This is a genomic window from Kitasatospora sp. NPDC056651 (assembly GCF_042792155.1).
Lineage (GTDB): Bacteria > Actinomycetota > Actinomycetes > Streptomycetales > Streptomycetaceae > Kitasatospora.
This window is the reverse complement of record NZ_JBHTWX010000008.1, coordinates 1-26,151: the sequence shown is the minus strand read 5'-3', so window position 1 is coordinate 26,151 and position 26,151 is coordinate 1. Positions and strand designations below refer to the sequence as shown.

The following is a 26,151-nucleotide window of genomic DNA, read 5'->3' as shown; positions in this document are numbered from 1 at the left end:
GTTCGCGGCATGGCTATTCGGCGGACCGACTTCACCCTGGTCGGGATCGGCGGCTCGTGGCACCGCAGGTGTTTCGACGAGTCCTGTCGACCGCGCGCGACGCGCTGACCGCCCCGGTCCACACCCGCCGCGGTCGGCGTTCCCTCCCTCCTCTCCCGGATCCGCCCCGACGCCCGTGCGCGTCCCGGCGCATCCCCGTCACAGCAGCACGCGTCCAGGGGGCCGAACACGGCCGCCGACTAGGGGGACCGCACCGCCATGTCCGATCGCAGACGCCCCGCCTCCGTCACCGGAGGTGCCCGATGGCAACAGTGACCACCTTCGCCGGCCCGCGCGGCCGCCGGCACCCCGGCCGCCGCGGTGCCTGCGGCGGCACCGGCCCGGGGGACGCCCCGGCCACCGCGCCGACGCCGCCGCAGGCCGAGATCGACAATCCGCTCGACCTGATCGCCGGGCACCAGCTGCTCGCCGAACCAGCACCGCCCCCCGCGGGCCGGGCCCACGACGACTGCGCCTGCGGCCACCCGATGTGCGTGGACGGGGAAGGCGACCGCACCGCGTCCGCCCGGGTGTTCCTGGTCGAACGGCACTCGGTGGCCAGCGCCGGGCTGCGCAGCGTGCTGGCCACCGCGCCCGGACTGACGGTGGTCGGCTCCACCGGCGATCCGCTGCGCGCCGTCGCCGCGGTGCGCCGGACCGCCCCGGACGTCATCCTGCTCGGCTGCGGCACGGACCTGGAGGAGGACCTGGCGGCCGTGGTGGCGCTGCGCGGGCCCGACGGGGCGCCCGGCGCCCGGGTGCTGCTGCTGCGGCGGGCCGAGTCGACCGCGGAGGCGAGCCGGATGCTGCTGGCCGGAGCCGGCGGGTGCTTCCCGCTCGACCTGGCCGGCGAGCGGATCATCGGTGCCGTCCAGCTCGCGGCGGCCGGTGGCTCGGTGTTCCTGCCGGCCCCGCCGCCCGCCCGGATCCACGCGGCGGCCCCCGCCCGGCACCTCGGCGAGCCGCCGCCGCAGCAGGCCGGGCTGACCGGGCGCGAGCGGGAGGTGCTGGTCAAGCTCGGCCAGGGGCTGAGCAACGCCGAGATCGGGCGCGAACTCGCGCTGGCCGAGGCCACCGTCAAGAAGCACCTCACCCAGGCGATGCGCAAGATCGGGCAGCCCGACCGGCTGCGTGCCGCGCTCTACGCCCACCGGCACGGGCTCGCCGGGTAGGTCCTCCCCTCCGGATCCGGCACGGCCCGACGCACCGCCCCCAGGGCGGGTCCCGCAGGACGCGGGGCCCGCCCTTCGTCGTGCCCGCGGGCAGGCCCGGGGCCGTTCCACCGGCCGCCCGGCGCAGGGCGACCTTCGGAGCATCCGCACGGCGACGATCGGCGCCCTGACCGGCGCCTTTCGGGGCTACCGGGCCCCTCGGCCCGGTTCGTAGCGTGGCGGTACGACGACGACACGACGGTCCCACGGGCCGTTCAGCCGAAGGGAGATGACCCGATGGGGGGTGTGTCCGACAGGGCCGGCGCTCCGACCGACCCCGGCACGCGCACGGCGGTGCTGGCCGCCGGGAGCCGACCGGCCCCGGGCCCGGCGCAGCCGAGGTCCCCGTACCGCGCGATGTCGGACGCCGAGCGGTCCGCGCTCTGGCGGCAGCGGCTGCACGAGGCCGAGGCGGGCCTGACCCGGTACCTGGTGTCGCGCGGCGACGAACTGCACCTCACCGACTGGTTCGTCCTCCAGTCCGAGCTGTTCGCCGACCTGCCCGAGCCGGACGCCCCGGCCGTCGAGTGGCAGCGGGTGTTCTTCCGCGACCAGGCGCTGATGGAGCGGTTCCTCGTGCTGCGCCACGGCGAGAAGGTGCTCGCCGACTGGGCCCGCTCCAACGCCGAGGTGCACCGCGAGGTCGAGCCCGACCACGGCCGGGGCGCCGCCGACCCGATCCACCGGATCGCCCGGCAGGCCGAACTGTACGGCTCGGACTACGAGTTCGACGAGGAATCGGCATCCGGCCCGGAGTACGCGGCGCTCACCATCACGCACTGCGCGATCTGGGACTACCGCGAGAAGGCCCGCCGCTCGGGCGTCCGGCTGACCCTCGCCTCGCCCTGCACCTACTGCACCGAGGCGCTGTCCGCCAACATCCGCGCCAAGGGCTACCGGCCCGCGCACCGCCTGACCCAGGGCCCGACCGGCCACGGCTGCCGCTGGGAGTCCAGCGCCGCGCCCGGCCCGGCCGCGGCCACCGCCACCGACGAACCCGGGGAGTCCTGACATGTGCGGCATCACCGGCTGGATCGACTGGGACACCGACCTGCTCCACCAGGCCGGGACCGTCCGGGAGATGACCGCCACCCTGGCCTGCCGCGGCCCGGACGCCGACGGCGTCTGGCTCTCCCGGCACGCCGCCCTCGGCCACCGCCGGCTCTCCGTGATCGACCTCGACGGCGGCGTCCAGCCGCTCGCCGACCGCCCCGGAACCGACCCCGCGGCCGTCCTCGGCTACAACGGCGAGCTCTACAACCACCGCGAGCTGCGCACCGAACTGGAGGCCCTCGGCCACACCTTCCGCACCCGCTCGGACACCGAGGTGGTGCTGCGCGCACACCTCCAGTGGGGCAGGTCCGCACCCACCAGGTTCAACGGCATCTTCGCCTACGCCCTGTGGGACGCCCGGCGCGAGGAACTGCTGCTGGTGCGCGACCACCTGGGCATCAAGCCGCTCTACTGGCACGCCCACCGCAGCGGCGTGCTGTTCGGCTCCGAGCCGAAGGCCGTGCTCGCCAACCCGCTGTTCCGCGCCGAACTGGACACCGAGGGCATCGCCGAACTGTTCGCGCTGCCCGCCGCGCCGAGCGCCGGCCACGGGATCTTCCGCGGCCTCCACGAGGTCCGGCCCGGCCACCTGCTGGTCGTCGGCCGCGCCGCCACCCGGGATGTCCGGTACTGGCGGCTGGAGTCCGCCGAGCACCGGGACGACGCCGCGACCACCCGGCGCACCGTCCGGGAACTGCTCGCCGACGCCGTCGAACGCCAGCTGATCAGCGACGTGCCGCTGTGCACCCTGCTCTCCGGCGGCGTCGACTCCAGCGCCGTCACCGCCCTGGCCGCCGCCGCCCGGGAACGGGCCGGCCAGGGGAAGGTCACCAGCTTCTCGGTCGACTTCCCCGGCAGCGCCGAGCGCACCCCGGACGCCTGGCGCACCACCCGCGACGCCCCCTACGTGGCGGCCGCCGCCGAGCACATCGGCACCCTGCACACCACCGTCCTGGTGCCCGACGACGACCTGCTGGACGCCCGGGACGCCGTCCTGCGCGCCCGCGACCGCCCCGGATGGGGCGAGATGGACGCCTCCCTGCACCTGCTCTTCCGCGAGGTGCGGCGGCGCTCCACCGTCGCGCTGTCCGGCGAGGCCGCCGACGAGATCTTCGGCGGCTACCCGTACTTCCACGACGCCCAGGCCCTCGCCGCCCCGACCTTCCCCTGGCTGCACGGCCGGGCCACCCCGGCGGACCTGCTGCGCCCGGACGTCCGGGCCGAGGTGCGCCCCGAGGAGTACACCGCCGCCGCGTACCACCGCTCGCTCGGCGAAGTGCCGCGCCTGCCCGGCGAGTCGGCCGCCGACGCGCGGGTGCGCGAGGTCTTCCACCTGGCGATCACCCGCTGGCTGCCCCCGCTGCTGGACCGGGTGGACCGGGTGTCCATGTCGGTCGGACTGGAGGTACGGGTGCCGTTCTGCGACCACCGCCTGGTGGAGTACCTGTGGAACGTCCCCTGGGCGCTCAAGGCGCCGGACGGACGGGCCAAGGGGCTGCTCCGCGACGCCGTCCGGGACCTCCTCCCGCCGCAGGTCACCGACCGGCCCAAGAGCGGCTACCCGTCCACCCCCGCCGTCCGCTACACCGAGGTGCTGACCGCGCGGGCCCACGAGCTGCTGGCCGACCCGAACGCCCCGGTCTTCGAACTGGTGGACCGCGAGCTGGTCCGCCGGCTGCTCGCCGAGGGCCGCCCGCTGCCCAGCCCGCGCACCGCGCCGAACCCGGTCGGCGGCCTCGACCACCTGGTCCAGGTCGACGAGTGGCTGCGCGCCTACCGGGTGGGGCTGCGATGAGCGGCGCCGCACCGGCCCTGCCCGACACCCAGGCCACCCCCGACGCGCAGGCGAGCGCGGACGACTTCCGGGCCGCCTCCCGCGGCTGGACCAGCGGGGTCGCCCTGGTCACCACCCGGGCGGGCGAGGAGGTCTTCGCCAAGACCGTCTCCTCCTTCAGCACCCTCTCCCTCGACCCGCCGCTGGTCACCGTCGCGATCGGCGGGCGCAGCCCGCTGGTGGCCGCCGTCCGGGCCGCCGGACGCTTCGGCCTGTCCGTCCTGACGGCCCACCAGGAGGACCTGGCCCGGCGGTTCGCCGCCCCCGGGGCCGGGCGCGCGCCCGGCGCCTTCGCCGCCCTGCCGACCCGCACCGCCGCCACCGGCTCCCCGCTCGTCGAGGATGCCCTGGCCTGGTTCGACTGCCGGCTGCACGCGGCCCTGCCCGGCGGGGACCACACCATCCTGGTCGGCCGGGTCGCCGCCGCGGCCCGCGGCACCGGCACACCCCTGCTCTACCACGACGGCCAGTACCGCGCACTGGCCCCGACACCCCTCACCACCACCGGAGTTGGCGCATGACACTGTTGGACACCGCCACCGGTCGCGGCGCGCCCGCCACCGCCCGAGGCCTGCTGACCGGCGACCGCTACCGGGCCGAACTCGACGACGGACGCGAGCTCTACCTCGACGGCCGGCGGATCGCGAACCCCGCCGACCACCCCGCGTTCAGCCCGGCCGTCGACGAACTGGCCCGCCTGCTCGACCTCCAGCACGACCCCGACCACCGCGACCTGCTCACCTGGCAGGACCCGGACAGCGGCCTGCGGCTGGCCCGCGCCTACCAGCCCCCGCACACCCTCGACGACCTGCGCCTCCAGCGCCGCAGCGCCGAGTTCTGGCACGCCGAAGCCCTCGGCCAGCAGGGCCGCTCGCCCGCCTTCATGGCCTCGATAGCCGTCGGCGTCTACGACTTCCGGCACCGGCTGGCCGGAGCCGACCCGCGCTTCGGCGCCAACGCCGAGGCCTGGTACCGCCACTGCGCCACCAACGACCTGGTCCTCTCGCACGCCCTCGGCGACCCGCAGATCGACCGCTCCGCCAACCCGCTGGACGACCCTGACCTCGCCCTGCGCGTCATCGAGGAGAACGACCGGGGCATCGTGGTGCGCGGCGCCAAGCAGCTCACCACCCTCGCCCCGCTCGCCCACGAGGTGCTGGTCTACCTCTCCGCCTCCTTCACCGAGGGCCGCGGCGAGCAGTTCGTGACCTGGTTCGCCCTGCCGCTCAACACCCCCGGACTGGTCACGCTCGCCCGCGAGCCGCTCGGCAGCGCCCCCTGGGGCCATGCCCACCCGCTCGGCGCGCGTTACGACGAGCAGGACGCGATGCTCTTCTTCGACGACGTCCTGGTGCCCTGGGAACGCGTCTTCCTGCTGCGCGACGCCGCCCTCGCCCGGCTCGGCCTCGGCCGGATCAACGCCTGGAGCGCCTACGTCGGCCACATCCGCTACCGCGAGCGGCTGCGCACACTGCTCGCCACCGCCACCCTCGTCGCCGAGTCGATCGGGGTGGACGGCTTCCGCAACATCCAGGAGGACCTCGGACGCCTCGCCGGGTACGCCGAGCTGACCGAGTACTTCCTGGACGCCGCCGAGACCCGCGGCGCCCTGACCGACGGCGGCCTGTTCGCCCCCGGCGACACCGCCGCCTCCCGGGTCTGGTCCGCCGAGGTGGCCGGCAGCGCCGTCGAGATCGTCCGCCGGATCGGCGCCTCGGGGCTGCTCATCCAGCCCACCGCCGCCGACCTGGCCAACCCCCGGCTGCGCCCGCACCTGGACCGCTACATGCGCGGCCGCGACATCGACGCCGAGCGCAAGTCCCGGCTGTTCCGGATCGCCTGGGAGCTCACCGGCGACGGCTTCGGCCAGCGCCAGGACCTCTACGAGTACGTGCACCGGGGCGACCTCGCGCGCAACCGGATCAACATCTTCAAGCGGTACGACCAGAGCGGGGCCCGCGAGCGCCTGCTGCGCCTGGTGGACCGGCCCGCCGACGCCGAGGAGAACCAGAAGTGACCGCCGCCTCCGCCGTGGAGATCCAGGCCAGTACCCTCGCCGGGTACGCCGACGCCAGCCGGCTGCGCCAGGTCCAGGACCGCGACTGGGCACTCGACCAGGTCACCGGCGAACCCGGGACCCTGATCGACCTCGGCAGCGGCATCGGCCAGCTGCTCCAGGCCGCCCTGGAGCGGTTCCCCACCCTGCGGCACGCCGTCGGCCTGGAGCGCTCCGAGCACCGCCTCGCCGAGGCCGCCGTCCGGCTCCAGCCGTACGGCGAGCGGGTCTCCCTGCACCCGGCCGACCTCACCGCGCCCGAGCCGCTGCCGCTGCGGGCCGACGTGATCACCCAGACCTCGGTGCTGCACTGGCTGTACCCGTGGGAGGAGCGGATCTTCGCCTGGGCCGCCGCCCACCTCGCCCCCGGCGGCAGCTTCCTGCTGACCACCTACCACCCCGCCAGGGACGCCCACGGCCTCGGCGGCGAGGACGAACTGGTCCGGGACGCCCTGGTCGCCCTCGGCACCCCGTACGAGGAGGTGCCCGGCCTCCTCGCCCGCGCGGACGTGCTGCCGATCGCGACCCGCACCAGGACCGTCGAGGACCTCGCCGAGGTGATCGGCCGGCACCTGCGGGTGGCGGGCCACCTGGAGCGCGACGCCGTCGTCACCGTCGACGGCGCCGCGCAGTACGAGCACTTCCACGCCGCCACCTTCGGCGACTACTACAGCCGCCTGGTGCCGGCCGAGCGGCGGGCCGCGTTCTTCCGCGCCGTCGGCGAGAGCGCCTGGCGCCGGCAGACCGAGCGCGGACACGTCAGCCACATGCCCGTGCGGCTCTGGACGCTGACGTCCCGTTAACAGCGTGTGTAGCCCGCCGCTCATCCCTGGGACGAGCGGCGGGCTGCCCCTACGCTGGGGGCAGCCACCGAACCACCGCACCGATCACGGCCGAGGAGCCCCACCGTGTCAACCCACCCCGCCGGACGGGAACTCGGCGCCTTCCTGCGCGCCCACCGAGAACTCCTCAAGCCCGCCGACGTCGGCCTCACCGCGACCACCCGCCGCCGCACCCCCGGGCTGCGCCGCGAGGAGGTCGCCTCGCTCTCCGGGGTCGGCCTCGCCTGGTACACCTGGGTCGAGCAGGGGCGGGTCGCCGCCTCCCGGCAGGTGCTGGAGGCGATCGCCCGGGTGCTGCGACTGGACGACGCGGGCCTGCGGCACGCGCTGCGGCTGGCCGGCTTCCACGAGCCCGCCCCGGCCGTCGGCCCGGCGGGCACCGACCGGATCGCCGAGGCCATCCGGCCGGTCCTCGACTCCTGGCCCACCAGCCCGGCCGTCCTGCTGGACCGCCACTTCGACCTGCGCGGCTGGAACGCCGCCTGGGCGGCGCTCTGGGGCGCCCCCGAGGTGCTGCCCGCCGACCGCCGCAACCTGATGTGGGTGATGGCCGCCGACCGGCGGGTGCGCGCGGTGCTGCGGGACTGGGAACCGCTCGCCATGAACGTCTTCCAGCACTTCCGCGCCCAGGCGGGGCCCGCCCTGGCCGAGCCCCGCACCGGCGAGGTCTACCGCCACCTGGACGCGGACGCGCCGGAGCTCCGCCACTGGTGGGGGTGCCACTCGGTGGCGGAGCTGACCGTCCGTACCGTCACCGTCGAGCCGGCCGGGCTCGGCCCGGTCCGGCTGACGCTGTCGTCCTTCCACCCGGTGGACGACCCCTCCGCGACGGTGCTGCTGTTCACCCCGGCCGACGCCGCCGACCGGGCGCGGATGACCGAACTGGTCGAGCATCCGTTGCGCGCGGTCGGCGGCGTGGAGGAGGGGCGCCGGGTCGGCTGACCCGGCTATCGGGCCACCGTGCGCTCGGCGGCCCGGCGCAGCCCCAGGCTGACCACCAGGGCGCCGAGCGCGGCCGCCACCGCGAGCCCGGTGCCGATCAGCAGGGTGCCGTCCACGACGTCCCCGAACGAGCCCACCGCCCAGGCGCCGAGCCCGGTGCCCGCGTACATGGTCGAGGTCAGCCAGGCGCTGGAGGTCGCGCGCAGCTCGGGGGCGATGGTGCCGGCCAGCGTCTGCTGGTCCGTCACGAAGCCGCCGGAGGCCACGAACCACAGGGTCACCCCGGCCAGGGCGAGCACCAGACCCGGCCCCTCGGCCGCCAGCGCCACGCCCACCGCGAGCAGCACGCCCCACAGCGGCAGCAGCGGCAGGTCCGAGCGCCCCGCCGTCCTGGCCCGGTCGCCCAGCCGCCCGCCCGCCAGGGAGCCGGCGATGCTGCCGGCGCCGACCAGCACGCCGACCAGGCCGAGCGCCTGCACCGAGAGGTCGAAGCGCTGCACCAGCACCGCGCCCAGAAAGGTGTAGGCGCCGAGGTTGGCGGCGTTGAAGACGGTGTTGACGAGCAGGGCGCGGCGCAGCGTGGGATCGGCCCAGCCCGCCAGGATCGCCCGGACGGCCCCCACCCGCGCCGCGGCCGGTTCGGCGCTACGGGCCCGGACCTGGCGCAGCAGCAGCGGCACGGCGGCGGCGGTGCCGACGGCCAGCGCCCAGAACGCCGAGCGCCAGCCCGCCAGCCCGGCCAGGAAGGCGCCGAGCGGCACCCCGATCACCTGGCCGCAGGAGAACAGCGCCATGCCGAGGCCCAGCGCCCGCCCGCGCACCGCGTCGGGCGCGGTCTCGGCGATGTGCGCCCAGATCGCCGGCCCGGCCGCGGCCGCCGCCAGCCCGGCCACCGCGCGGGAGACCACCAGCAGGGTCAGCCCGGTGGACAGCGCCGCCGCCGCGTTGGACAGCACGAACAGCAGGCTGCCCGCGACGAGTGTGCGGCGGCGGCCCAGCCGGTCGCTCAGCAGGCCGAGGAAGGGCGCCGCGACGGCGTACACCAGCACGTAGGCGGTGACGCTGGAGGCGGCGGCCGCCTCGGTGGTGTGGATCGAGTCCGCGATGGTCGGCAGCAGCGGCGACACCAGGAAGGTCTCGGTGCCGAACAGGAACAGGAGGAGGAAGACCCCGGCGTAGCGCCACCGGTCGAAGCCCCGCGCCGACGCGTCCAGCGGCGGGACGTCCTCGGTCCGGTCGGGCGCGGGCGGGTCGGAGATGCTGCTCACGGCGAAGTACCACTTTCTCGTACCAGGGCGCGGCCGGGCCATCGGACGGTGGGCGCCGGGCCCTCGGACGGGGGAGGGCCTCGCGGCCGCGAAGGCTGACAGGAAGTCCGATGCCGCCATCCTGCGGACCGGCCCGACGCCCAGCCAGACAGGCGGTGATCCTGTGACTCCGGCTCACAGGCTGCCGCGGTTCCGGGCGCACTCCCGGGTTCCCGCCGTCGCTTTCCCCGGGTCCCCGGCGCGGAAGCGCGGCAGGGCGGCCGGTACGGACGGGGAACCGGACGGGGCCGTGGGTTGAAGGGGCCCCGAGGTCAGGGCGGGCCGCCCGCCGTCAGATCGGATCGTCCCAGGACACCCCGACGGCGATGGTGGTCAGGAGCAGCCAGCCGAAGACCGCGACGGCCAGGACGACGGCGTAGTGCCAGCCGAGGGCGAGCAGGAAGGCGCCGACCGGGAGGGTGAGGAGGGCGAAGACGGGGAGGGCGAGGAGCGGGACCGCCCGGCCGGTGAGCCGGCGTCCGAGCGCGCCGTAGACGCCGAGCACGGTGCCCGCGCCGACCAGGCAGCCCACGGCGAGGGAGGTGACCCAGGGGTAGCTCAGGTTGTCGGAGCGGTGGCCCCGGTGGGAGAGCGCGACCACGCGGCCCTGCCAGAGCGTCAGTTGGACCTCGCCGCCGATCTCCTCGCTGTGGTAGAGGCCCTCGCTCACGTGGTAGGTGATGGTGGGCGCGGTCTCGCGGGAGACGGTCAGCTCGTAGGTGGCGGAATCGGAGTTCTCGTCGGCGTGCATCGTGATGACCCTGCCGGTCTCCTGCCGGGTGCAGCCGGTGGTGACGGTGGCGCCGCAGGACGGGGCGCCGCGGTGGGCGACCGCCTCGTCGTAGGCGTCGTCGAACCGGAGGAAGCCGAGGACGACGACGGACAGGCCGGCGACCACGGCCAGGACCCGGACGAGTGTGAGAGCGGCCGAGACGACGGCCCGGAGGGCGGACCGGGTGCCGGAGCGCCGGGGTATCGGGGCCGGGGCCTCAGGGGCGGGAGTCTCGGGGGCGGGGGTCGCGTCCCTCGGGCCCGGGGCGTCGTGCTGTTCACTCATCGGTGTCGCTCCGCGCGTCCATCGCACTCCTTCGGCCAACCCTGGGCGCTTTACGGGGTGTTCAGCCTGGATGATGGCAGGGGGCGGCGGGGCGGGGGGAGTGGCCGGAGCGGTTTGTCACCGACTTGTGGAAATCGGGCGGGCCGGTTCCGAGGGCGCCCGAGGCGGGGTCAGGGCAGCAGCAGGACGGCCAGCTCGTCGAGCAGTTCGGTGACCCGGCGCGCCTGCTCCGGGTCCGGTACGGCCTTGGCGATGACCGGCTCGGCGGGCTCGGCGACGTGGCTGTGGATGGCCTGCCGGGCCCGCTCGGAGACGGTCAGCAGGGTGCGCCGCCCGTCGTCGGGGTCGGGGGCGGCTTCGAGCAGGCCCTGCTCGCGCAGCCGGGCGACGGAGACCGAGACGTGGCTCTGGGCGAAGCCGGTCCGGACCCGGACCTCTTGGGCGGAAGCGGCGGGGTGGCGGAACACGTCCGCGATCACGGCGATCTCCGCGGGGGTGAGCTGCTGGGACGCCGGGGCGATGATCAGCTCGCGGCCGAGTTCGGTCAACCGCTTGCCGAGTCTGAGGAGTTGCACGCCGTCCATGGCCGAATGGTACATCTTTACCGATCAATCGGTACCGATGTAAGTTGCCTGGCATGACGACCTCCGAATCACTCAGCCCGGTCTCCCGCACCGCCCTGGCCGTCGCCCGGGTGCGGGCCTACGAGAGCTCCCGCCCCGACGCGCTGTTCGTCGACCCGTACGCCGCCGCGTTCGTCACCGCCGCCGGTCTGCCGTTGGCCCCCTCCGGCCAGCCCAGCAGGCTCGGCAAGATCCTGATGGCGCACGGCATCCTGCGCACCCGCTTCTACGACGACCGGCTGCTCGCCGCCGGCGCCGACCAGGTGGTCGTGCTGGCGGCGGGCCTGGACGCCCGGGCCCACCGGCTGGACTGGCCGTCCGGCACCCGGGTGTTCGAACTGGACCTGGGCCCGGTGCTGGAGTTCAAGGAACGGGTGCTGGAGGGGCTCGGCGCCGTGCCGCGCGCCGAGCGCACCGCCCTGCCCGCCGACCTGGTGGACCCGGGCTGGACCGACCGGCTGGTCGAGGCCGGGTTCGACCCGGCGCGGCCCTCGACCTGGCTGGCGGAGGGACTGCTGGTCTACCTCACCGCCGAGGAGGCGGCCGCCCTGCTCGCCTCGGTGGCCGCCCTGGCCGCCCCGGGCAGCCGGCTGCTGCTGGAGCAGGGCCGGGACCTCAGCCGGACACCGGCCGACCCGGCCCTCGCCGAGATGATCGCGCTGTGGCGGGGCGGGCTCGGCCCGGGCACCAGCCGGTGGCTCGACGAACACGGCTGGAAGGCCGAGGTCATCACCCTGGTCCACCTCGGCGAGGTCTACGGGCGCCCGCTTCCGGACCCGACCATCGGGACGTCCTTCATCGAGGCCGTCCGGTCCTGAGCCGGTCGCGTCACGCCGGCCGCGGCGGCCAGACGCCCGCGGCCAGCACACCGGTGGCGTAGGCGCGGGCGACCAGGGCGGTGCGGTTGGGCACGCGCCAGCGGCGGGAGAGCCGGGCCAGGTGGTAGTTGACCCCGTCCGTGGTGACGCCGATCTCCCGGGCGATCTGCGCGGTGGTGTCACCCCGGGCCGCCGCGGCCAGGATGCGGGCCTCGACCGGGCTGACCTCGGCCCGCGGGCCGCCCGCCGGGGCCTCGCCCGCGGGGCCGGGGGGCTCCGCGGCCCCCAGCGAGAGCAGCAGGCTCGGGGTCTGCTCCGGGGTGTCGGCGACCAGCTCGACGGCCATCTCGCCGTGCCGTTCGCGGCCGTCGACCGGCGTCCAGGAGACCCTGGCCGGATACCGCGAACGGCGGTGCAGCCGGACGGCCTCGGTGAGCGTCTGGAGCGTCGCGCGGTCCCCGAGGGTGAAGAACTCCAGGATCCTGCGATCCTGCAACTGCCCCGGCAGCACACCGAACTCGGCCGCCATCGCACGGTTGACTATCAGGATGCGGCCGCCGAACTCGCACACCGCGATGGGCAGCTGCACGTGGTCCAGCAGCCGCAGCGCCCGATTGCGCCAGATCACCGCCGCGTCGGGCCGACTGCCCGGCGCGGGCCCGGGGCACCCCTCGGTCGTTCGCATGTACGCTCCTCCTCCCCGTGGCGCCCGCGCGCACCGGAGCTGACGATGCGTCGGCAAGTCCGCGGACGCTCCGGCTACTACACAATCATGTAGTGATCGCCGCTCGACCCCCCGCCGGGTGGGCGCACAGTGGAAACATCCGAACTGTGCCGCTGTGGGAGGGACCACGATGACCGAGACGGTGGAGAACACGACCGAGGGCGAGAGCCCGACCGTCCCCCTGGTGGACATCTCGTCGGCGCCGCCGGTCGCCGCCCCGATGCTACGGACCATGGAACTGGCCAGAGCGCACGGCCCGGCGTTCGTCCAGCGGCTGCACGGCCACGACGCCCTGGTCGTCAGCGGACTGGAGCTGGTCGAGGAACTGGCCGACGAGACCCGGTTCACCAAGTCGATCGGCCCGGGCCTGGTGAACGTCCGCCGGTTCACCGGCGACGGCCTGTTCACCGCCTACAACGACGAGCCCAACTGGGCCCGGGCGCACGACATCCTGATGCCCGCCTTCGCGCTCGGCTCGATGCGCACCTACCACCCGGTGATGCTGCGGGTGGCCCGTCGGCTGGTCGACTCCTGGGACCGGCGGCAGGCCGCCGGACTGCCGGTGGACGTGCCCGGCGACATGACCCGGATGACCCTGGACACCATCGGACTGGCCGGCTTCGGCTTCGACTTCGGCTCCTTCGAGCGGGACGAGCCGCACCCCTTCGTCGAGGCCATGGTGCGCTGCCTGAACTGGGCGATGGTCAAGCTCACCCGCGACCCGGAGGCCCACCACGGCGCGAGCGACGAGGCCTTCCGGGCCGACGCCGACTACCTGGCCGCCGTGGTCGACGAGGTGATCGCCGCCCGCGCCGGCGAGGGCGTCCAGGGCCCGGCGGAGGACCTGCTCGGCCTGATGCTCGGGGCGGTGCGCCCCTCCGACGGCAGCCGGCTGGACGCGGAGAACATCCGCAACCAGGTGATCACCTTCCTGATCGCCGGCCACGAGACCACCTCGGGCGCGCTCTCCTTCGCGCTCTACTACCTGGCCAAGCACCCGGCCGTGCTGCGGGAGGTGCAGCGGGAGGTGGACGGGCTCTGGGGCGCCCAGGCCGACCCGGAGCCCTCGTACGAGGACGTCGGACGGCTGCGCCACACCCGCCAGGTGCTCAACGAGGCGCTGCGGCTGTGGCCGACGGCGCCCGCGTTCAGCCGGGAGGCGCGCGAGGACACCCTGCTCGGCGGCCGGATCCCGCTGCGCGCCGGGCAGACCGTCTTCGTCCACACGCCGATGCTGCACCGTGACCCGGCCTGGGGCGACAACCCGGAGCTGTTCGACCCTTCCCGGTTCGACCCGGAGCGCGAGCAGGCCCGCTCCCCGCACGCCTTCAAGCCCTTCGGAACCGGCGAACGCGCCTGCATCGGGCGGCAGTTCGCGCTGCACGAGGCGACCATGCTGCTGGGCATGCTGGTCCACCGGTACCGGCTGATCGACCACGCCGACTACCAGCTGACGATCAAGCAGACGCTCACCATCAAGCCCGACGGGTTCACCCTCGGCCTCGCCCGGCGCGAGCCCGTCCCCGTCGGAGCGCCGGCCGCCGGGGGAGCCGCCCTCGACCGGCGGACCGGCCCGGCCGCCGAGCGCCCCGGCCGGGTCCGCCGGGGGACCGGGCTGCTGTTCCTGCACGGCTCGAACTACGGTGCCAGCCGGGAGTTCGGCCGGCAGCTCGCGGAGGCCGCCGCCGAGCTCGGCTGCGAGACCGAGGTCGCCCCGCTGGACGCGTACGCGGACGGACTGCCCACCGACCGGCCGGTGGTGATCACCGCCGCCTCGTACAACGGCCAGCCGACCGACGACGCGGCCGCCTTCGTCCGCCGGCTCCAGGAGTCCGAGGAGCTCCGGGCCGACGGGGTCGAGTACGCGGTGCTCGGCATCGGCGACCGCACCTACGCCGCGACCTACCAGCGCGTCCCGGCCCTGATCGACGACCGGCTCGCCGCACTCGGCGGCACCCGGCTGCTGGACCGCGCCGAGGCCGACGCCTCCGGCGACCTGGACGGCGCCGTACGGCGGTTCACCGAGGCACTGCGCGAGGTCCTGCTGGTCCGGTACGGGGACGCCGACGCCCCCGCCGCGCCGCGGCCGGCGGCCGCCTTCACCGTGGCCGAGGTGACCGGCGGGCCGCTGGCGGCACTGGCCGCCCGGCACGACCTGGCGGAGCTGACCGTCACCGCCGTCGGCAGCCTGACCGACCCGGGCTACCACCGGGTCAAGCGGCTGGTGCGCCTCGCCCTGCCGGAGGGCACCGGCTACCGGACCGCCGACCACCTCACCGTGCTGCCCGCCAACGACCCGATGCTGGTCGAGCGCGCCGCCAAGCTGTTCGGCGCGGACCCGGGAACGGTGCTGAACATCGTGGCGCACCGGCGCACCGGCCCCGCCGTCGACCGCCCGCTGACGGTGCGCGAACTGCTCACCCACCACGTCGAGCTGCAGGACCGGCCGAGCGCGGACCGGCGCGCCGCGCTGGCCGGGCTCAACCCCTGCCCGCCCGAACGGGCCGCACTGCTGGCGCTGCCCGAGGACGACCCGCGCACCCTGCTGGACCTGATCGAGGACCACCCGGCGGTGCAGGAGCGGCTGACCTGGCCGGTGCTGCTGGACCTGCTGCCGCCGATCCGGCCGCGGCAGTACTCGATCTCCTCCTCGCCCTCCGAGTGCCCGGGGGAGGTGGACCTGATGGTCTCGGTGCTCAGCGCCCCGGCCCGCTCCGGCCGGGGCGACTTCCGGGGCACCGGCTCCGGCCACCTGGACCGGGTGGCCGTCGGTGACACCGTGCTGGCCCGGGTCCGGCCCTGCCGGGAGGCGTTCCGGATCGGCCACCGCACCCCGGTGGTGATGATCGCGGCCGGCACCGGCCTGGCGCCCTTCCGGGGCGCCGTCGCCGACCGCCGCGCACTGCTCGGCGAGGGGGCGGGACTCGCCCCGGCGCTGCTGTACTTCGGCTGTGACGACGAGGCGGCGGACTACCTGCACCGGGACGAGCTGGAGGCGGCCGAGCGGGCCGGCGCGGTCTCGCTGCGGCCCGCCTTCAGCGAGCGGCCGCAGCACGGGCGCCGCTTCGTGCAGGACCGGATCGCGGCCGAGGCGGCCGAGCTGTGGGAGCTGCTGGAGGCCGGCGCCGAGGTGTACGTGTGCGGCGACGGGGCCCGGATGGCGCCGGGCGTCCGGGAGGCCTTCCGGACGCTGTACCGGGAGCGCACGCCGGGCGCCGACGAGCAGCGGGCGCGGGCCTGGCTCCAGGGGCTGGTGGAGGCCGGGCGGTACGTCGAGGACGTGTACGCGGGCTGACCGCCGGGCCCGGACACGGCCGCCGGCCCGCTGCACCGGGCAGCGGGTCGGCGGCCGGCCTGCCGGGATCAGAACACGTTCACGTGGTACGCCGTGAGCGCCGCGTTCACCGGCTGGTAGAAGGTCGTCCCGCCCGAGGTGCAGTCGCCGCTGCCGCCCGAGGTGAGGCCGAGCGCCTTGTCGCCGTCGAACAGCGGGCCGCCGGAGTCGCCGGCCTCGGCACAGACGTTGGTCTGGATCAGGCCGGTGACGATGCCGCCGTCCGTGTAGCGCACGGTGGCGTTGACCCCGGTGACGCTGCCGCCGTGGGTGCCGGTGGTCGACCCGGTGCGCAGGACCGACTCGCCGACGAAGGCGTTCGGGGCGGAGTTGAAGCCGCCGGGGTGGCTCAGCGCGGAGTTGTCGTAGCGGACCAGGGCGTAGTCGTGGCCGGGGAAGGTGGAGCTGACGGTGGGGCCGATCCGCTCGCTGTGCGCGAGGTCGGTGTACCAGTCGGGGGCGACGTTGCCGCAGTGCCCGGCGGTGAGGAAGTAGTAGGTGCTGCCGCTGACCACGTTGAAGCCGAGCGAGCAGCGGTACTGGCTGCCGTAGATGGCGTCCCCGGGGGCGACCAGGGGCCTGAACACCCCGGGGACCCGGTGGATGGCCACGGTGGGCGCGTTGGGGCCGACGGCGCTCATCAGCTTGCCGAGCGAGATCGGGGACACGGTGCTGTCGGCGGTCACCACGACCCGTCCGGCGGCCTCGTCGACGTACCAGGCGGTGCCGTCGACCTCGGCCTTCAGGATGGCGTCGCTGACCGCCGTGAGCTGCTCCGGCCGGACGGCACCGGTGGGAGCGGCGGCGGCGCCCGGCACGGCGACCGCGGTGGCGGTCAGCAGGCCGAGGGCCGTGGCGAGCAGGCGGAAGCGGCGTGTGGTGCGGGGGGTTCTGCGCATGGTCCTCACCGATCTCCTCCGGGAGCGAGCGGCCCTGAGGGTTGGGGCCGTGAAGCGCGGTCAGGCGGTGGGCGGACTTCGGCCGGTGCTCTCCGTGAGCGCGGCGGATGATCTGCTCCTGACAGGCACTGACCGGAAGTATGTGAAAACTGACCGTTCGGTACAAGCTTTCTGATGGGGTGTCGGCGGACCCGTGGATCCTTGGGAGTCCACAGGTCCGCCGTTCGGAGGCTGTCGCCCGTCTGCCGGCCGGCGGCTACCCCGTCGGCTACCCGGCCTGCTGCCCGGCGGGGACCGGCTCGGGACCGGCGAGCCGCCGGTCGCGGTGGAGGGCGCGCAGCGAGAGCGCGCAGAGCACCCCGAGGGCGCACAGCGCCAACCAGGGGAGCGCGGCGAGCCCGGCCGCGCGGGCGGCGTCCAGGGCCGCGCCGGTCAGCAGGTTGCCCACGGTGATGCCGACCCCGCAGACGGTGTTGTAGAGCCCGTAGTGGGTGGCGACCAGGCGGTCCCCGGAGAGCCTCACCACGGTGTCCATCTCGAACGGGTAGGCGAGCATGGTGCCCAGCGCCAGCAGGAACGCGGCCAGCGCCGGCGGCCCGGCGGCGAGCGCCCAGCGCCCGGGGACCGACCCGGGGACGGGCAGGGCCGAGGCGGCGAGCAGCGGCAGGAACGCCACGCCCATCACGGCCACCCCCGCGGCCAGGGCGGTGCCCGGCGAGATCCGGGCCCGGCACCAGGCGGTGACCCTGGTCTGGAGCAGGATCGTGCCCAGCCCGGACACCGCGAACAGCAGCGCGGTCGCCACCGTCCCGCCGGTGCCGTCGCCACCCAGCCGGCGGACCTCCAGCGGCAGCGCCAGGTACACCTGGAAGGACAGTACGTACGAGCCGGTCATCGCGGCCGCGAACAGCAGGAACGGACGGTTGGCCAGCACCCCGCGCCACTGCCGCAGGACCCCCGCGCGCTCCGGGCCGCCGGCCGGCTCGGCCCCCCGGCGGGCCGGCAGCGAGCGGATCTGCACCGCGCTGAGCACCGCGAACACCCCGGCCGCGACCAGACAGGTGGCGCGGAAGTCCACCGCCGTCAGCGCCATGCCGACCAGCGGGCCGAGCAGGATCCCGGCCTGGTAGAACACGTTGAACAGCGCGAACGCGGCCACCCGCTGCTCGCCCGCGTCCCGCGCCAGGTACGCCCGGACGGCCGGGTTGAACAGCGCCCCGGCCAGGCCGGTGGCCGCCGAGGCCGCCACCAGGGCGGGCAGCGCGGACGAGACGCCGAGCGCGGCGAAACCGCCGGTGCGCAGCAGGCAGCCCGCGACGATCAGCGGCTTGTAGCCGAACCGGTCGGCCAGCGTGCCGCCGACCAGGTACATGCCCTGCTGGGCGAAGTTGCGCACCCCGAGCACCAGCCCGACCGTCCAGCCGGCCAGGCCGAGGCCGCCGGACAGGTGGGCGGCCAGGTAGGGCATCAGCATGTAGAAGCCCAGGTTGATGGTGAACTGGTTGACCATCAGCAGCCGGACGCTGCGCTCGTGGCCGCGGAACTGGGCGGTCAACTCCCTCACTGGGCACCGCCGAGGGCGGGCGCGAGGGTCAGCGGGTCGACCACCTCGGCGCAGCGCGACCAGCGCGTGACCTCCCGCTCGTCGGGCCGGGCGAGCTCGTCCGGGTCGTCGGCCGGTGGCCGGTCGAGCAGGTCGTGCGCGGCGCAGTACTCGTCGTCGTAGACGGTGCCGAGGTAGCGCTGCGGCCCGTCAGGGAAGACCGCGGCGATCCGGGTTCCGGCCGACTGGGTGCGGGCCAGCCAGCCGGCCACCAGGGCGACCGCCCCGACGCTCCAGCCGCCGGTGGCGTAGTGCGAGGCGGCCAGCCGCCGGCAGGTCCAGACGGCCTCGGCGGGGGCGACCCAGTGCACCTCGTCGAAGGTGCCGTAGGCGACGTTGCGCGGGTAGATGCTGGAGCCGAGGCCGCGCATCAGCCGGGAGCGGGCGGGCTGGCCGAAGATCGTGGAGCCGACGGTGTCCACGCCGACCACCCGCAGGCCCGGGTAGAGCTGGCGCAGCACCCGGGAGGTGCCGGCCGAGTGCCCGCCGGTGCCGACGCTGCACACCAGGACGTCCAGGTGGCCCAGCTGGGAAGCGAGTTCGAGCGCCAGCGGGGTGTAGGCGGTGGTGTTGTCGGGGTTGTTGTACTGGTCCGGGCACCACGAGCCGGGGTGGCGGGCCAGCAGCTCGGTCACCCGGTCGCGCCGGGCCTGCTGCCAGCCACCCCGCGGGTGCGGGCTGCTGACGGCCTCCACCTCGGCGCCGTACGCGGTGAGCAGCCTGGTCATGGTCGGCTCCAGCCCCGGGTCGGTGACCAGCGTGACGGGGTGCCGGTACACCAGGCCGGCCAGCGCGAGGCCCAGGCCCAGCGTGCCGCTGGTGGACTCCACGATCCGGCCGCCCGGGCGCAGCTCGCCCCGGTCCAGGGCCCGCTGGACCATGTGCAGGGCCGGGCGGTCCTTGATGCCGCCGGGGTTGAAGCCCTCCAGCTTGGCCCAGAAGCCGCGGCCCGTCGGGGCCAGCGGCTCGCCGATCCGCAGGACCGGGGTGTTGCCGACCAGGCCGGTGAGGGCCGCGCGGTCGTCGGTGCGGGGGGTGATGGGTGTCATGTCTCGTCTCCTGTCGGGAGGTTGGCGGAACGGAGCGGCTCGGACGGTGCCGAGCCGCTATATCCGCCACCGGCCGGTGACGAGCAGGGGGACTCTGGGCTTGGAGGCGCGCTCGACGGCGACCGCCGGGCGCGTCGCGGGGAGGACGCCCGGGTCCGTCCGGTCCCCGGCGGGCGCGACGGCGGGGGCGGGCGCGGGCGCGCAGGCGGAGCGGACGGACCGCCGGGCGGGTGCGGCGGCCTCCCCGGCACCGCAGTGCCGCTCGGCGGGCGCGGGGGAGGAACCGTGCGGCTCGGCCGGGGCGGCGACCCCGGCCGGGCGGAGCGGATGGGCGTCGAGGTGCTGCTGCGCGCAGCCGACGGGCAGCAGGGAGAACAGGCCGAGCAGCAGCGCGGCCAGGAGCCGGACAGGCATGACGGGACTCCGCGCGGCCGCACGGGGCGGCAGCGGATCGGCGAGGACGGGGAGGGGACGCGGGCGGGCGCGCCCACCCGCACCGCGAGGCGGGGCAGGGGCGGGCCCGGGCCGGTCTAGACCCTCAGTTGTGCGATCCGGTGCGGGAGTCGGGACGGTCTGGCGGCGGGGCTCGCGTCGGCCGGGACCACCGGGCCGGTCGCCGGTGCGTCCTGCGCGCCGGCGGGCTGGACGACGGCCGCCGGGCAGGCCGCCTCGGCGCTCGGACCGTCTTCGGGCTTCCCGGACAGGCACTCGCCGCCGGGGTGCTCGGAGTCCTCGTCGTGGTCCTGGTGGTGCGCGGCGTGCTGGTCGTCGGCGGCTGCCGGGGCCGGCGCGGACCAGACGATCCGGAACGGATCGGTGTGCCCGGCGCCGTTCTCCGCGCCGAGGCCGTGCGACACGAACACCGCCGCCAGCAGGGCGCCCAGCCAGAACAGCCGCGCCGCCACCCCTCGGGGGCGGGCGCGTCGTGCACGCAACGGCGACCGGGCGGTGACCATGTCGTGATCCTAGCCCGACTTCCGGCGCCGTCGTAGTGGGTCTCGGTTGATGTGATGAACCGTCAAATGGCCGTTCGGTGAAGGGTTCGGGCGGATCGGATCACGAGACCGGGGTCCGCTCCCGGGTCAGCCGCCAGACCAGCTCCTCGCCGGTCTCGGCCGGGGCGAGCGCCTCGGCGGGGCGGCGCAGGTGCTCGGTGAAGCCGAGCCGGGCCGGAACGGCGCCGCCGGCCCGGTTGGCCGGGTCGTGCACGATCTCGACGCACTCCACCCCGGGGAGCCGGAAGGCCTCGGCGGTCAGGGCCCGCGCCGTCCGGGTGGCCAGGCCGCGCCCGGTGGCGGCGGGGTGCAGCCAGTAGCCGATCTCCCGGACGTCCTCCGGGGTGTCCTCGCGCCGGAACAGCCCGCAGGCGCCGACGATCGCGCCGTCCCGGGTGATCGCGTACGTGAAGTCCCGTCCGCTCGCCCAGAGCTCCGGGCGCTCGGCGAGGAACTCGGCGGTCCCGGCGGGGCTGTGCCCGGCCACCCAGGGCATCCAGGGCCGCAGGTGTTCGAGCGACTCCTCGATGACGGCGAGGAACTCGGGCAGGTCCGCCACGGCGTCGAAACGGCGCAGGGTCAACCCGTCCAGGGCGATGACGTGCTGGGGAAGGTCCATGCCCGGAGGATGGTCCGTACGCCCCCCATCCGGCAACGGGTTTTGCCGCCCGTGACGGACCGGGGCGGGCCCGCCCCGGGGGTGTGGTTCGGCGGCCCCTGGGCAGACGCGGGGCATGGACGGCGGGCGGACGGCACCGCCGCCCGTACCCGCGGTCCCGGCGGGCCCACCGCGCCCTCCGGGCAGGACTGAGGAGGCCGGCCGTGGACCGTTCCGCGAACGGAGCGCCGCCGGGCCGGGAGCAGACCAGACGACTGGCCCTGGCGGGCCGGGACGGCGCGGTGCGGCGCAGCCGCGACTTCAGCCGGCGGGCGCTGGTGTCCTGGCACTGGCTGCCGGCCGTGGACGCGGACCGGCGGGCGGCGGCCGAGGACGTGCTGCTGATGGTCTCCGAACTGGTCACCAACGCCTGTCTGCACGCCCGCGGCGGCCCGCGCGAACTGCGGCTCTCCTGGAACGGCGCCCGGTTGCGGGTGGAGGTCGCGGACGGAAGTCCCGTTCCGCCGCGGCTGCGGCCGTCCATGGGCCCCGGGAGACCCGGCGGGCACGGTCTGCGAGTGGTGGACCGGCTGGCGCGGGCCTGGGGCTCGCGGCCGGAGGACGGCGGGAAGTCGGTGTGGCTGGAGGTCGCTCGTCCGCCGGTGCCGGCCTCCGCGGGTCGGGCCGGGGGACGGGAGGCGCCGGGCTGAGCACCACCCGGAACGCGCCCGGGGCCCCTCCAGGACCCGCCCGGAACGCGCCCGGAACGCGCCCGGAACCCGTCCGGGACCGCCCGCCGGGGTTTCCCGCGCGCCACGGCGGAAAGCCGCGAGGTGTGAGTGCCGGGCGCCGGCCCGGACGTCAGGAGAGGAGCCCGTCGCCATGACGAACCGCCCGTCGATTCCCGGCGGTCAGGCCGTCGACCGGACTGCCGGGCTCACCGTCGAGGTCCGGCCGTGGGCCCGGGGCACCGTCCTCGCCCTGCTCGGCGAACTGGACCTCGACTCGGTCGCCGAGCTGCGGACCGCCCTGGACCGGGCGGTCGCCGAGCCTTCCGCCGTGGTCGTGGTGGACTGCGCCGGGCTGGAGTTCTGCGACTCCACCGGGCTCAACGTCCTGCTGCGGGCCAAGGCCAGGGCCGCCGCCGACGGCAGCCGGATCGAACTGGCCAGGCCCCGGCCGCTGATCCTGCGGATGCTCGAACTGACCGGTGCCACCGAAGCCTTCCCGATCCGCGAGACCGTCCCGGCCTGAGGCCCGCCCCGGGCCCGCGGGTGCTCCTCCCGAGTGTCGCCCCCGGCTCGCGGTGGCAGAGTGGGAGCAGGGCGGCGGCCCGCCGCCTTCGGGGCCGAGGTGCCCGGACGGCGCGCCCCGGCCGTGCGAGCGATCCGGACGGTGCACGGATGGACGAGCGCCCGGTACCCGGCGCCCCGGCGGCCGACCCGGCCGAGCAGGCCCTGCGGCAGCTGCTCGCGGGGTTGACGGCCGTGCGCGACGGGGACTTCCGCACCCGGCTCACCCCGGACCGCCCCGGGGTGCTCGGGGAGATCGCCGAGGTCTTCAACGGCATGGCCGACCAGCTGGCCAGGGTGACCTCCGAGGTGACCAGGGTGGCCCTGGAGGTCGGCAGCGACGGCCGGCTCGGCGGCCAGGCCCAGGTGCCGGGCGCCACCGGGACCTGGCTGGAGCTGACCGACGCGGTGAACGCGATGGCGGGCAACCTGACCTGGCAGGTGCGCAACATCGCCCAGGTGACCACGGCGGTGGCGCGCGGCGACCTCACCCAGAAGATCGAGGTGGACGCCCGCGGCGAGATCCTGGAGCTGAAGAACACCGTCAACACGATGGTGGACACGCTGTCCTCGTTCGCCGACGAAGTGACCAGGGTCGCCTGGGAGGTCGGCACCGAGGGCAGGCTCGGCGGCCAGGCCCAGGTGCCGGGCGTCGCCGGGACGTGGCGCGGCCTGACCGAGTCGGTGAACGCGATGGCGGGCAACCTGACCTGGCAGGTGCGCAACATCGCCCAGGTGGCCACCGCGGTGGCCGAGGGGGACCTCACCCAGAAGATCTCGGTCGCCGCCCGCGGCGAGATCCTGGAACTCAAGACGACCATCAACACGATGGTCGACCAGCTGTCCTCGTTCGCGGCCGAGGTCACCCGGGTGGCCCGGGAGGTCGGCACCGAGGGCAGGCTCGGCGGCCAGGCGGACGTCCGGGACGTCTCCGGCACCTGGCGGGCGCTGACCGAGTCCGTCAACGTCATGGCCGACAACCTCACCGCCCAGGTTCGTTCGATCGCCGAGGTGACCACCGCCGTCGCCGAGGGCGACCTGACCCAGAAGATCCGGGTCGACGCGCGCGGCGAGATCCTGGACCTGAAGGAGACCATCAACACGATGGTCGACCAGCTGTCCTCCTTCGCGGACGAGGTCACCCGGGTCGCCCGGGAGGTCGGCACCGCCGGGAACCTGGGCGGCCAGGCCACCGTCCGGGGCGTCTCCGGGACGTGGAAGGACCTGACCGACAACGTCAACGTGATGGCCTCCAACCTGACCGGCCAGGTCCGCTCGATGTCGGAGGTGGCGACGGCGGTGGCGCGCGGCGACCTGTCCCGGAAGATCACCGTGGAGGCCAAGGGCGAGGTCGCGGCCCTCGCCGACGCGATCAACACCATGGTGGACACCCTGTCCGCCTTCGCCGACGAGGTGACCAGGGTGGCCCGGGAAGTCGGCACCGAGGGCATCCTCGGCGGCCAGGCCCGGGTGCCCAACGTGGCCGGGACGTGGAAGGACCTCACCGACAACGTCAACTTCATGGCGCACAACCTGACCAGCCAGGTGCGCAACATCGCCCAGGTCACCACCGCCGTCGCCGACGGCGACCTCACTCGCAAGATCGACGTGGACGCGCGCGGGGAGATCCTGGAGCTGAAGACCACCGTCAACACGATGGTCGACCAGTTGTCCTCGTTCGCGGCCGAGGTGACCAGGGTGGCCCGGGAGGTCGGCAGCGAGGGCCGGCTCGGCGGGCAGGCCCGGGTGGAGGGCGTCTCCGGCACCTGGAAGCGGCTCACCGAGAACGTCAACGAGCTGGCCGGCAACCTGACCCGGCAGGTCCGCGCGATCGCCGAGGTCACCAGCGCCGTCGCGGCCGGCGACCTGACCCGCTCGATCAGCGTGGACGCCTCCGGCGAGGTCGCCGACCTCAAGGACAACATCAACGCGATGGTCGGATCGCTGCGCGAGACCACTCTCGCCAACCAGGAGCAGGACTGGCTCAAGACCAACCTGGCCCGCTTCTCCGCCGCCATCCAGGGCCGGCGGGACATCCGCTCCGTCGCCGAGATGATCACCGACGAGCTGACGCCGCTGATCGGCGCCCAGTACGGCGCGTTCTTCCTCGCCGAGGAGGGCGCGGACGGCACCGAACTGGTCCTGATCAGCGCCTACGGCGGCCCGGCCGGGGCGGAGCGGCGGCTGCGGCCGGGGGAGTCACTGGTCGGCCAGGCCGCCCGGAACCGGCGGACCGTCGCCGTGGACGGACTGCCGCCCGGCTACGCCACCGTCTCCTCCGGCACCGGCGCGGCGGACGCCCACTCGCTGGTCGTCCTGCCGATCGCCCTGGAGGAGTGGCTGATCGGCGTGATGGAGTTCGCGGCCTTCCAGCCGTTCGCCCAGGTCCACCGCGACTTCCTGGACCGGTTCGCCGAGGCCTGCGGGGTCAACCTCGGCAACCTGCTGGCCAACGCCCGCACCGACGAACTGCTCGGCGAGTCCCGGCGGCTCACCACCGAACTCCAGGCCCAGTCCGAGGAACTCCAGGCCGGGCAAGAGGAACTTCGGCACTCCAACGCCGAGTTGGAGGAGAAGGCCGCGCTGCTCGCCCAGCGCAACCGGGACATCGAGGCGAAGAACCTGGAGATCGAACAGGCCCGCCAGGAACTGGAGGAACGCGCACGGGAGTTGACCCGTACCTCGATGTACAAGTCCGAGTTCCTGGCGAACATGAGCCACGAGCTGCGCACCCCGCTCAACAGCCTGCTCATCCTCGCCCAGCTGCTCGCCGAGAACGCCGGCGGCAACCTCACCGCCAAACAGGTCGAGTACGCGGGCGTGATCCACTCGGCCGGCACCGACCTGCTCCAGCTCATCAACGACATCCTCGACCTCTCCAAGGTGGAGGCCGGGAAGATGGAGCTGGCGATCGAGCCCTTCACGGTGCGTGAGCTGCTGGAGTACGTGGAGTCCGGCTTCCGGCCGCTGGCCGACCAGAAGGGGCTCGCCTTCGAGGTGTCCGTCGAGCGGGGCGTGCCGGAGCGGATCGTCACCGACCAGGCGCGGCTGCGCCAGGTCCTGCGCAACCTGCTGTCCAACGCCGTCAAGTTCACCGACACCGGCCGGGTCGAACTGCGGATCGAGCGGGTCGAGGAGGCGGACCTGCCGTCCGGGCTCGGCCGGGCGCACGCGGCGGTGGCCTTCCACGTGGACGACACCGGGATCGGCATCGACCCGGCCCACCTGGACACCATCTTCGGCGCCTTCCAGCAGGCCGACGGCTCCACCGCCCGGCGCTACGGCGGCACCGGCCTCGGGCTCTCGATCAGCCGGGAACTCGCCCGGCTGCTCGGCGGGACCATCGCCGTCCGCTCGGCGGCCGGGCAGGGCAGCCGGTTCACGCTGTACCTGCCGCTGGACGGGAACGGCACGGAGGGCGTGAACGCACCCGAGGACGAGGGCGAGGGCGAGGCCGGGCAGGGGCCGGAGGAGGAGGGGGAGGGGGAGGGGGAGGGGGAGGCGGCGGCCGAGCCGCGGGTCCGGGTGGTCGAGCCCGACCCGCCGGGGCTGCCCACCCCGCTCGGGGGCGGGGCCGAGGCGGGGGCGGCCGAGGCCCCGGCGGCCCCGGCGGGACCGTTCGCCGGGCGGACCGTGCTGATCGTCGACGACGACATCCGCAACGTCTTCGCGCTCGCCGCCGCCCTGGAACGGCACGGGCTGACCGTCCTGCACGCCGCCGACGGCCGGGCCGGGCTCGACCTGCTGCGCGCCCACCCGGAGGTCGACCTGGTGCTGATGGACGTCATGATGCCCGGTCTGGACGGCTACGCGGCCATCGCGGCGATCCGCGCCGACCCGCACTTCGAGCGGCTGCCGGTGGTCGCCGTCACCGC

General features: G+C 75.1%; 22 protein-coding genes. 12 read left to right on the top strand and 10 right to left on the bottom strand.

Annotated features, from left to right (window positions below; all coding sequences use genetic code 11):
- Window positions 1-302: 302 nt before the first annotated feature.
- The 7 genes from ACFRAR_RS05785 (at window position 303) to ACFRAR_RS05755 (ending at window position 7,977) form a co-directional block, all read left to right on the top strand.
- Window positions 303-1,211: a LuxR C-terminal-related transcriptional regulator gene (locus tag ACFRAR_RS05785; protein ID WP_380695162.1), complete on the top strand. Its 909-nt coding sequence runs from the start codon at window positions 303-305 to the stop codon at window positions 1,209-1,211.
- 276 nt (window positions 1,212-1,487) lie between these two features.
- Entirely contained in the window at window positions 1,488-2,261 is a 774-nt protein-coding gene (locus tag ACFRAR_RS05780; protein WP_380695160.1) for a hypothetical protein, read from the top strand.
- A gap of 1 nt (window position 2,262) precedes the next feature.
- A complete protein-coding gene (gene asnB, locus ACFRAR_RS05775) occupies window positions 2,263-4,098 on the top strand; it encodes an asparagine synthase (glutamine-hydrolyzing) (protein ID WP_380695158.1) in 1,836 nt (611 codons plus the stop codon).
- Window positions 4,095-4,658, top strand: coding sequence for a flavin reductase family protein (locus ACFRAR_RS05770; RefSeq protein ID WP_380695156.1), 564 nt, complete (start codon window positions 4,095-4,097; stop codon window positions 4,656-4,658). Before asnB ends, ACFRAR_RS05770 begins: the two co-directional genes overlap by 4 nt.
- Window positions 4,655-6,154 (top strand): 4-hydroxyphenylacetate 3-hydroxylase family protein, encoded by a 1,500-nt coding sequence (locus ACFRAR_RS05765; protein WP_380695154.1) that lies wholly within the window; start codon window positions 4,655-4,657, stop codon window positions 6,152-6,154. Before ACFRAR_RS05770 ends, ACFRAR_RS05765 begins: the two co-directional genes overlap by 4 nt.
- Window positions 6,151-6,996: a class I SAM-dependent methyltransferase gene (locus tag ACFRAR_RS05760; protein ID WP_380695152.1), complete on the top strand. Its 846-nt coding sequence runs from the start codon at window positions 6,151-6,153 to the stop codon at window positions 6,994-6,996. The genes ACFRAR_RS05765 and ACFRAR_RS05760 overlap by 4 nt, the downstream gene beginning before the upstream one ends.
- A 105-nt stretch (window positions 6,997-7,101) precedes the next feature.
- Window positions 7,102-7,977, top strand: coding sequence for a helix-turn-helix domain-containing protein (locus ACFRAR_RS05755; RefSeq protein ID WP_380695150.1), 876 nt, complete (start codon window positions 7,102-7,104; stop codon window positions 7,975-7,977).
- A 5-nt stretch (window positions 7,978-7,982) separates the two neighbouring features.
- Here ACFRAR_RS05755 and ACFRAR_RS05750 read toward each other — a convergent pair whose 3' ends face one another.
- The 3 genes from ACFRAR_RS05750 to ACFRAR_RS05740 all read right to left on the bottom strand — a co-directional run bounded on the left by ACFRAR_RS05750 (window position 7,983) and on the right by ACFRAR_RS05740 (window position 10,925).
- Window positions 7,983-9,245, bottom strand: coding sequence for an MFS transporter (locus ACFRAR_RS05750; RefSeq protein WP_380695148.1), 1,263 nt, complete (start codon window positions 9,243-9,245; stop codon window positions 7,983-7,985).
- A gap of 331 nt (window positions 9,246-9,576) precedes the next feature.
- A complete protein-coding gene (locus ACFRAR_RS05745; RefSeq protein WP_380695146.1) occupies window positions 9,577-10,341 on the bottom strand; it encodes a hypothetical protein in 765 nt (254 codons plus the stop codon).
- A gap of 170 nt (window positions 10,342-10,511) precedes the next feature.
- On the bottom strand, window positions 10,512-10,925 hold the full coding sequence (locus tag ACFRAR_RS05740) for a MarR family winged helix-turn-helix transcriptional regulator (protein ID WP_380695144.1): 414 nt from the start codon (window positions 10,923-10,925) through the stop codon (window positions 10,512-10,514).
- 53 nt (window positions 10,926-10,978) lie between these two features.
- On the opposite strand from ACFRAR_RS05740, the gene ACFRAR_RS05735 reads away from it, so the two are divergent.
- Entirely contained in the window at window positions 10,979-11,782 is an 804-nt protein-coding gene (locus ACFRAR_RS05735) for an SAM-dependent methyltransferase (protein WP_380695142.1), read from the top strand.
- A 10-nt stretch (window positions 11,783-11,792) separates the two neighbouring features.
- Here the strand turns inward: ACFRAR_RS05735 and ACFRAR_RS05730 are convergent, their stop codons facing one another.
- Window positions 11,793-12,467 (bottom strand): helix-turn-helix transcriptional regulator, encoded by a 675-nt coding sequence (locus tag ACFRAR_RS05730; protein ID WP_380695140.1) that lies wholly within the window; start codon window positions 12,465-12,467, stop codon window positions 11,793-11,795.
- A gap of 169 nt (window positions 12,468-12,636) precedes the next feature.
- On the opposite strand from ACFRAR_RS05730, the gene ACFRAR_RS05725 reads away from it, so the two are divergent.
- Window positions 12,637-15,801, top strand: a complete 3,165-nt coding sequence (locus tag ACFRAR_RS05725) for a bifunctional cytochrome P450/NADPH--P450 reductase (RefSeq protein WP_380695138.1) — start codon at window positions 12,637-12,639, stop codon at window positions 15,799-15,801.
- Between the two features lie 68 nt (window positions 15,802-15,869).
- On the opposite strand, the gene ACFRAR_RS05720 is transcribed toward ACFRAR_RS05725, so the two are convergent.
- The 6 genes from ACFRAR_RS05720 to ACFRAR_RS05695 all read right to left on the bottom strand — a co-directional run bounded on the left by ACFRAR_RS05720 (window position 15,870) and on the right by ACFRAR_RS05695 (window position 21,005).
- Window positions 15,870-16,748: a S1 family peptidase gene (locus ACFRAR_RS05720; RefSeq protein ID WP_380695136.1), complete on the bottom strand. Its 879-nt coding sequence runs from the start codon at window positions 16,746-16,748 to the stop codon at window positions 15,870-15,872.
- A gap of 259 nt (window positions 16,749-17,007) precedes the next feature.
- Window positions 17,008-18,249 carry an MFS transporter gene (locus ACFRAR_RS05715; protein ID WP_380695269.1) on the bottom strand — a complete coding sequence of 414 codons (1,242 nt, stop codon included), beginning with the start codon at window positions 18,247-18,249 and terminating at the stop codon, window positions 17,008-17,010.
- Between the two features lie 50 nt (window positions 18,250-18,299).
- Entirely contained in the window at window positions 18,300-19,391 is a 1,092-nt protein-coding gene (locus tag ACFRAR_RS05710) for a PLP-dependent cysteine synthase family protein (protein ID WP_380695134.1), read from the bottom strand.
- Window positions 19,392-19,448: 57 nt separating this feature from the next.
- Window positions 19,449-19,805 carry a hypothetical protein gene (locus ACFRAR_RS05705; protein ID WP_380695132.1) on the bottom strand — a complete coding sequence of 119 codons (357 nt, stop codon included), beginning with the start codon at window positions 19,803-19,805 and terminating at the stop codon, window positions 19,449-19,451.
- A 116-nt stretch (window positions 19,806-19,921) separates the two neighbouring features.
- Window positions 19,922-20,347 carry a hypothetical protein gene (locus tag ACFRAR_RS05700; RefSeq protein WP_380695130.1) on the bottom strand — a complete coding sequence of 142 codons (426 nt, stop codon included), beginning with the start codon at window positions 20,345-20,347 and terminating at the stop codon, window positions 19,922-19,924.
- A gap of 100 nt (window positions 20,348-20,447) precedes the next feature.
- A complete protein-coding gene (locus ACFRAR_RS05695) occupies window positions 20,448-21,005 on the bottom strand; it encodes a GNAT family N-acetyltransferase (RefSeq protein WP_380695128.1) in 558 nt (185 codons plus the stop codon).
- Between the two features lie 203 nt (window positions 21,006-21,208).
- On the opposite strand from ACFRAR_RS05695, the gene ACFRAR_RS05690 reads away from it, so the two are divergent.
- From ACFRAR_RS05690 to ACFRAR_RS05680, 3 genes are all read left to right on the top strand, one after another.
- Window positions 21,209-21,694, top strand: coding sequence for an ATP-binding protein (locus ACFRAR_RS05690; protein ID WP_380695126.1), 486 nt, complete (start codon window positions 21,209-21,211; stop codon window positions 21,692-21,694).
- A 172-nt stretch (window positions 21,695-21,866) separates the two neighbouring features.
- Entirely contained in the window at window positions 21,867-22,238 is a 372-nt protein-coding gene (locus tag ACFRAR_RS05685) for an STAS domain-containing protein (protein WP_380695124.1), read from the top strand.
- A 149-nt stretch (window positions 22,239-22,387) separates the two neighbouring features.
- A partial coding sequence (locus ACFRAR_RS05680; protein ID WP_380695122.1) for a HAMP domain-containing protein occupies window positions 22,388-26,151 on the top strand: 3,764 nt, incomplete at its 3' end.

Bases quoted from the DNA above. Each gene is read 5' to 3' on its own strand.
- ACFRAR_RS05785 (WP_380695162.1), top strand. From the start codon at position 303: ATGGCAACAGTGACCACCTTCGCCGGCCCGCGCGGCCGCCGGCACCCC.
- ACFRAR_RS05780 (WP_380695160.1), top strand. From the start codon at position 1,488: ATGGGGGGTGTGTCCGACAGGGCCGGCGCTCCGACCGACCCCGGCACG.
- asnB (WP_380695158.1), top strand. From the start codon at position 2,263: ATGTGCGGCATCACCGGCTGGATCGACTGGGACACCGACCTGCTCCAC.
- ACFRAR_RS05770 (WP_380695156.1), top strand. From the start codon at position 4,095: ATGAGCGGCGCCGCACCGGCCCTGCCCGACACCCAGGCCACCCCCGAC.
- ACFRAR_RS05765 (WP_380695154.1), top strand. From the start codon at position 4,655: ATGACACTGTTGGACACCGCCACCGGTCGCGGCGCGCCCGCCACCGCC.
- ACFRAR_RS05745 (WP_380695146.1), bottom strand. From the start codon at position 10,341: ATGAGTGAACAGCACGACGCCCCGGGCCCGAGGGACGCGACCCCCGCC.
- ACFRAR_RS05740 (WP_380695144.1), bottom strand. From the start codon at position 10,925: ATGGACGGCGTGCAACTCCTCAGACTCGGCAAGCGGTTGACCGAACTC.
- ACFRAR_RS05735 (WP_380695142.1), top strand. From the start codon at position 10,979: ATGACGACCTCCGAATCACTCAGCCCGGTCTCCCGCACCGCCCTGGCC.
- ACFRAR_RS05730 (WP_380695140.1), bottom strand. From the start codon at position 12,467: ATGCGAACGACCGAGGGGTGCCCCGGGCCCGCGCCGGGCAGTCGGCCC.
- ACFRAR_RS05725 (WP_380695138.1), top strand. From the start codon at position 12,637: ATGACCGAGACGGTGGAGAACACGACCGAGGGCGAGAGCCCGACCGTC.
- ACFRAR_RS05715 (WP_380695269.1), bottom strand. From the start codon at position 18,249: ATGGTCAACCAGTTCACCATCAACCTGGGCTTCTACATGCTGATGCCC.
- ACFRAR_RS05710 (WP_380695134.1), bottom strand. From the start codon at position 19,391: ATGACACCCATCACCCCCCGCACCGACGACCGCGCGGCCCTCACCGGC.
- ACFRAR_RS05705 (WP_380695132.1), bottom strand. From the start codon at position 19,805: ATGCCTGTCCGGCTCCTGGCCGCGCTGCTGCTCGGCCTGTTCTCCCTG.
- ACFRAR_RS05700 (WP_380695130.1), bottom strand. From the start codon at position 20,347: ATGGTCACCGCCCGGTCGCCGTTGCGTGCACGACGCGCCCGCCCCCGA.
- ACFRAR_RS05695 (WP_380695128.1), bottom strand. From the start codon at position 21,005: ATGGACCTTCCCCAGCACGTCATCGCCCTGGACGGGTTGACCCTGCGC.
- ACFRAR_RS05685 (WP_380695124.1), top strand. From the start codon at position 21,867: ATGACGAACCGCCCGTCGATTCCCGGCGGTCAGGCCGTCGACCGGACT.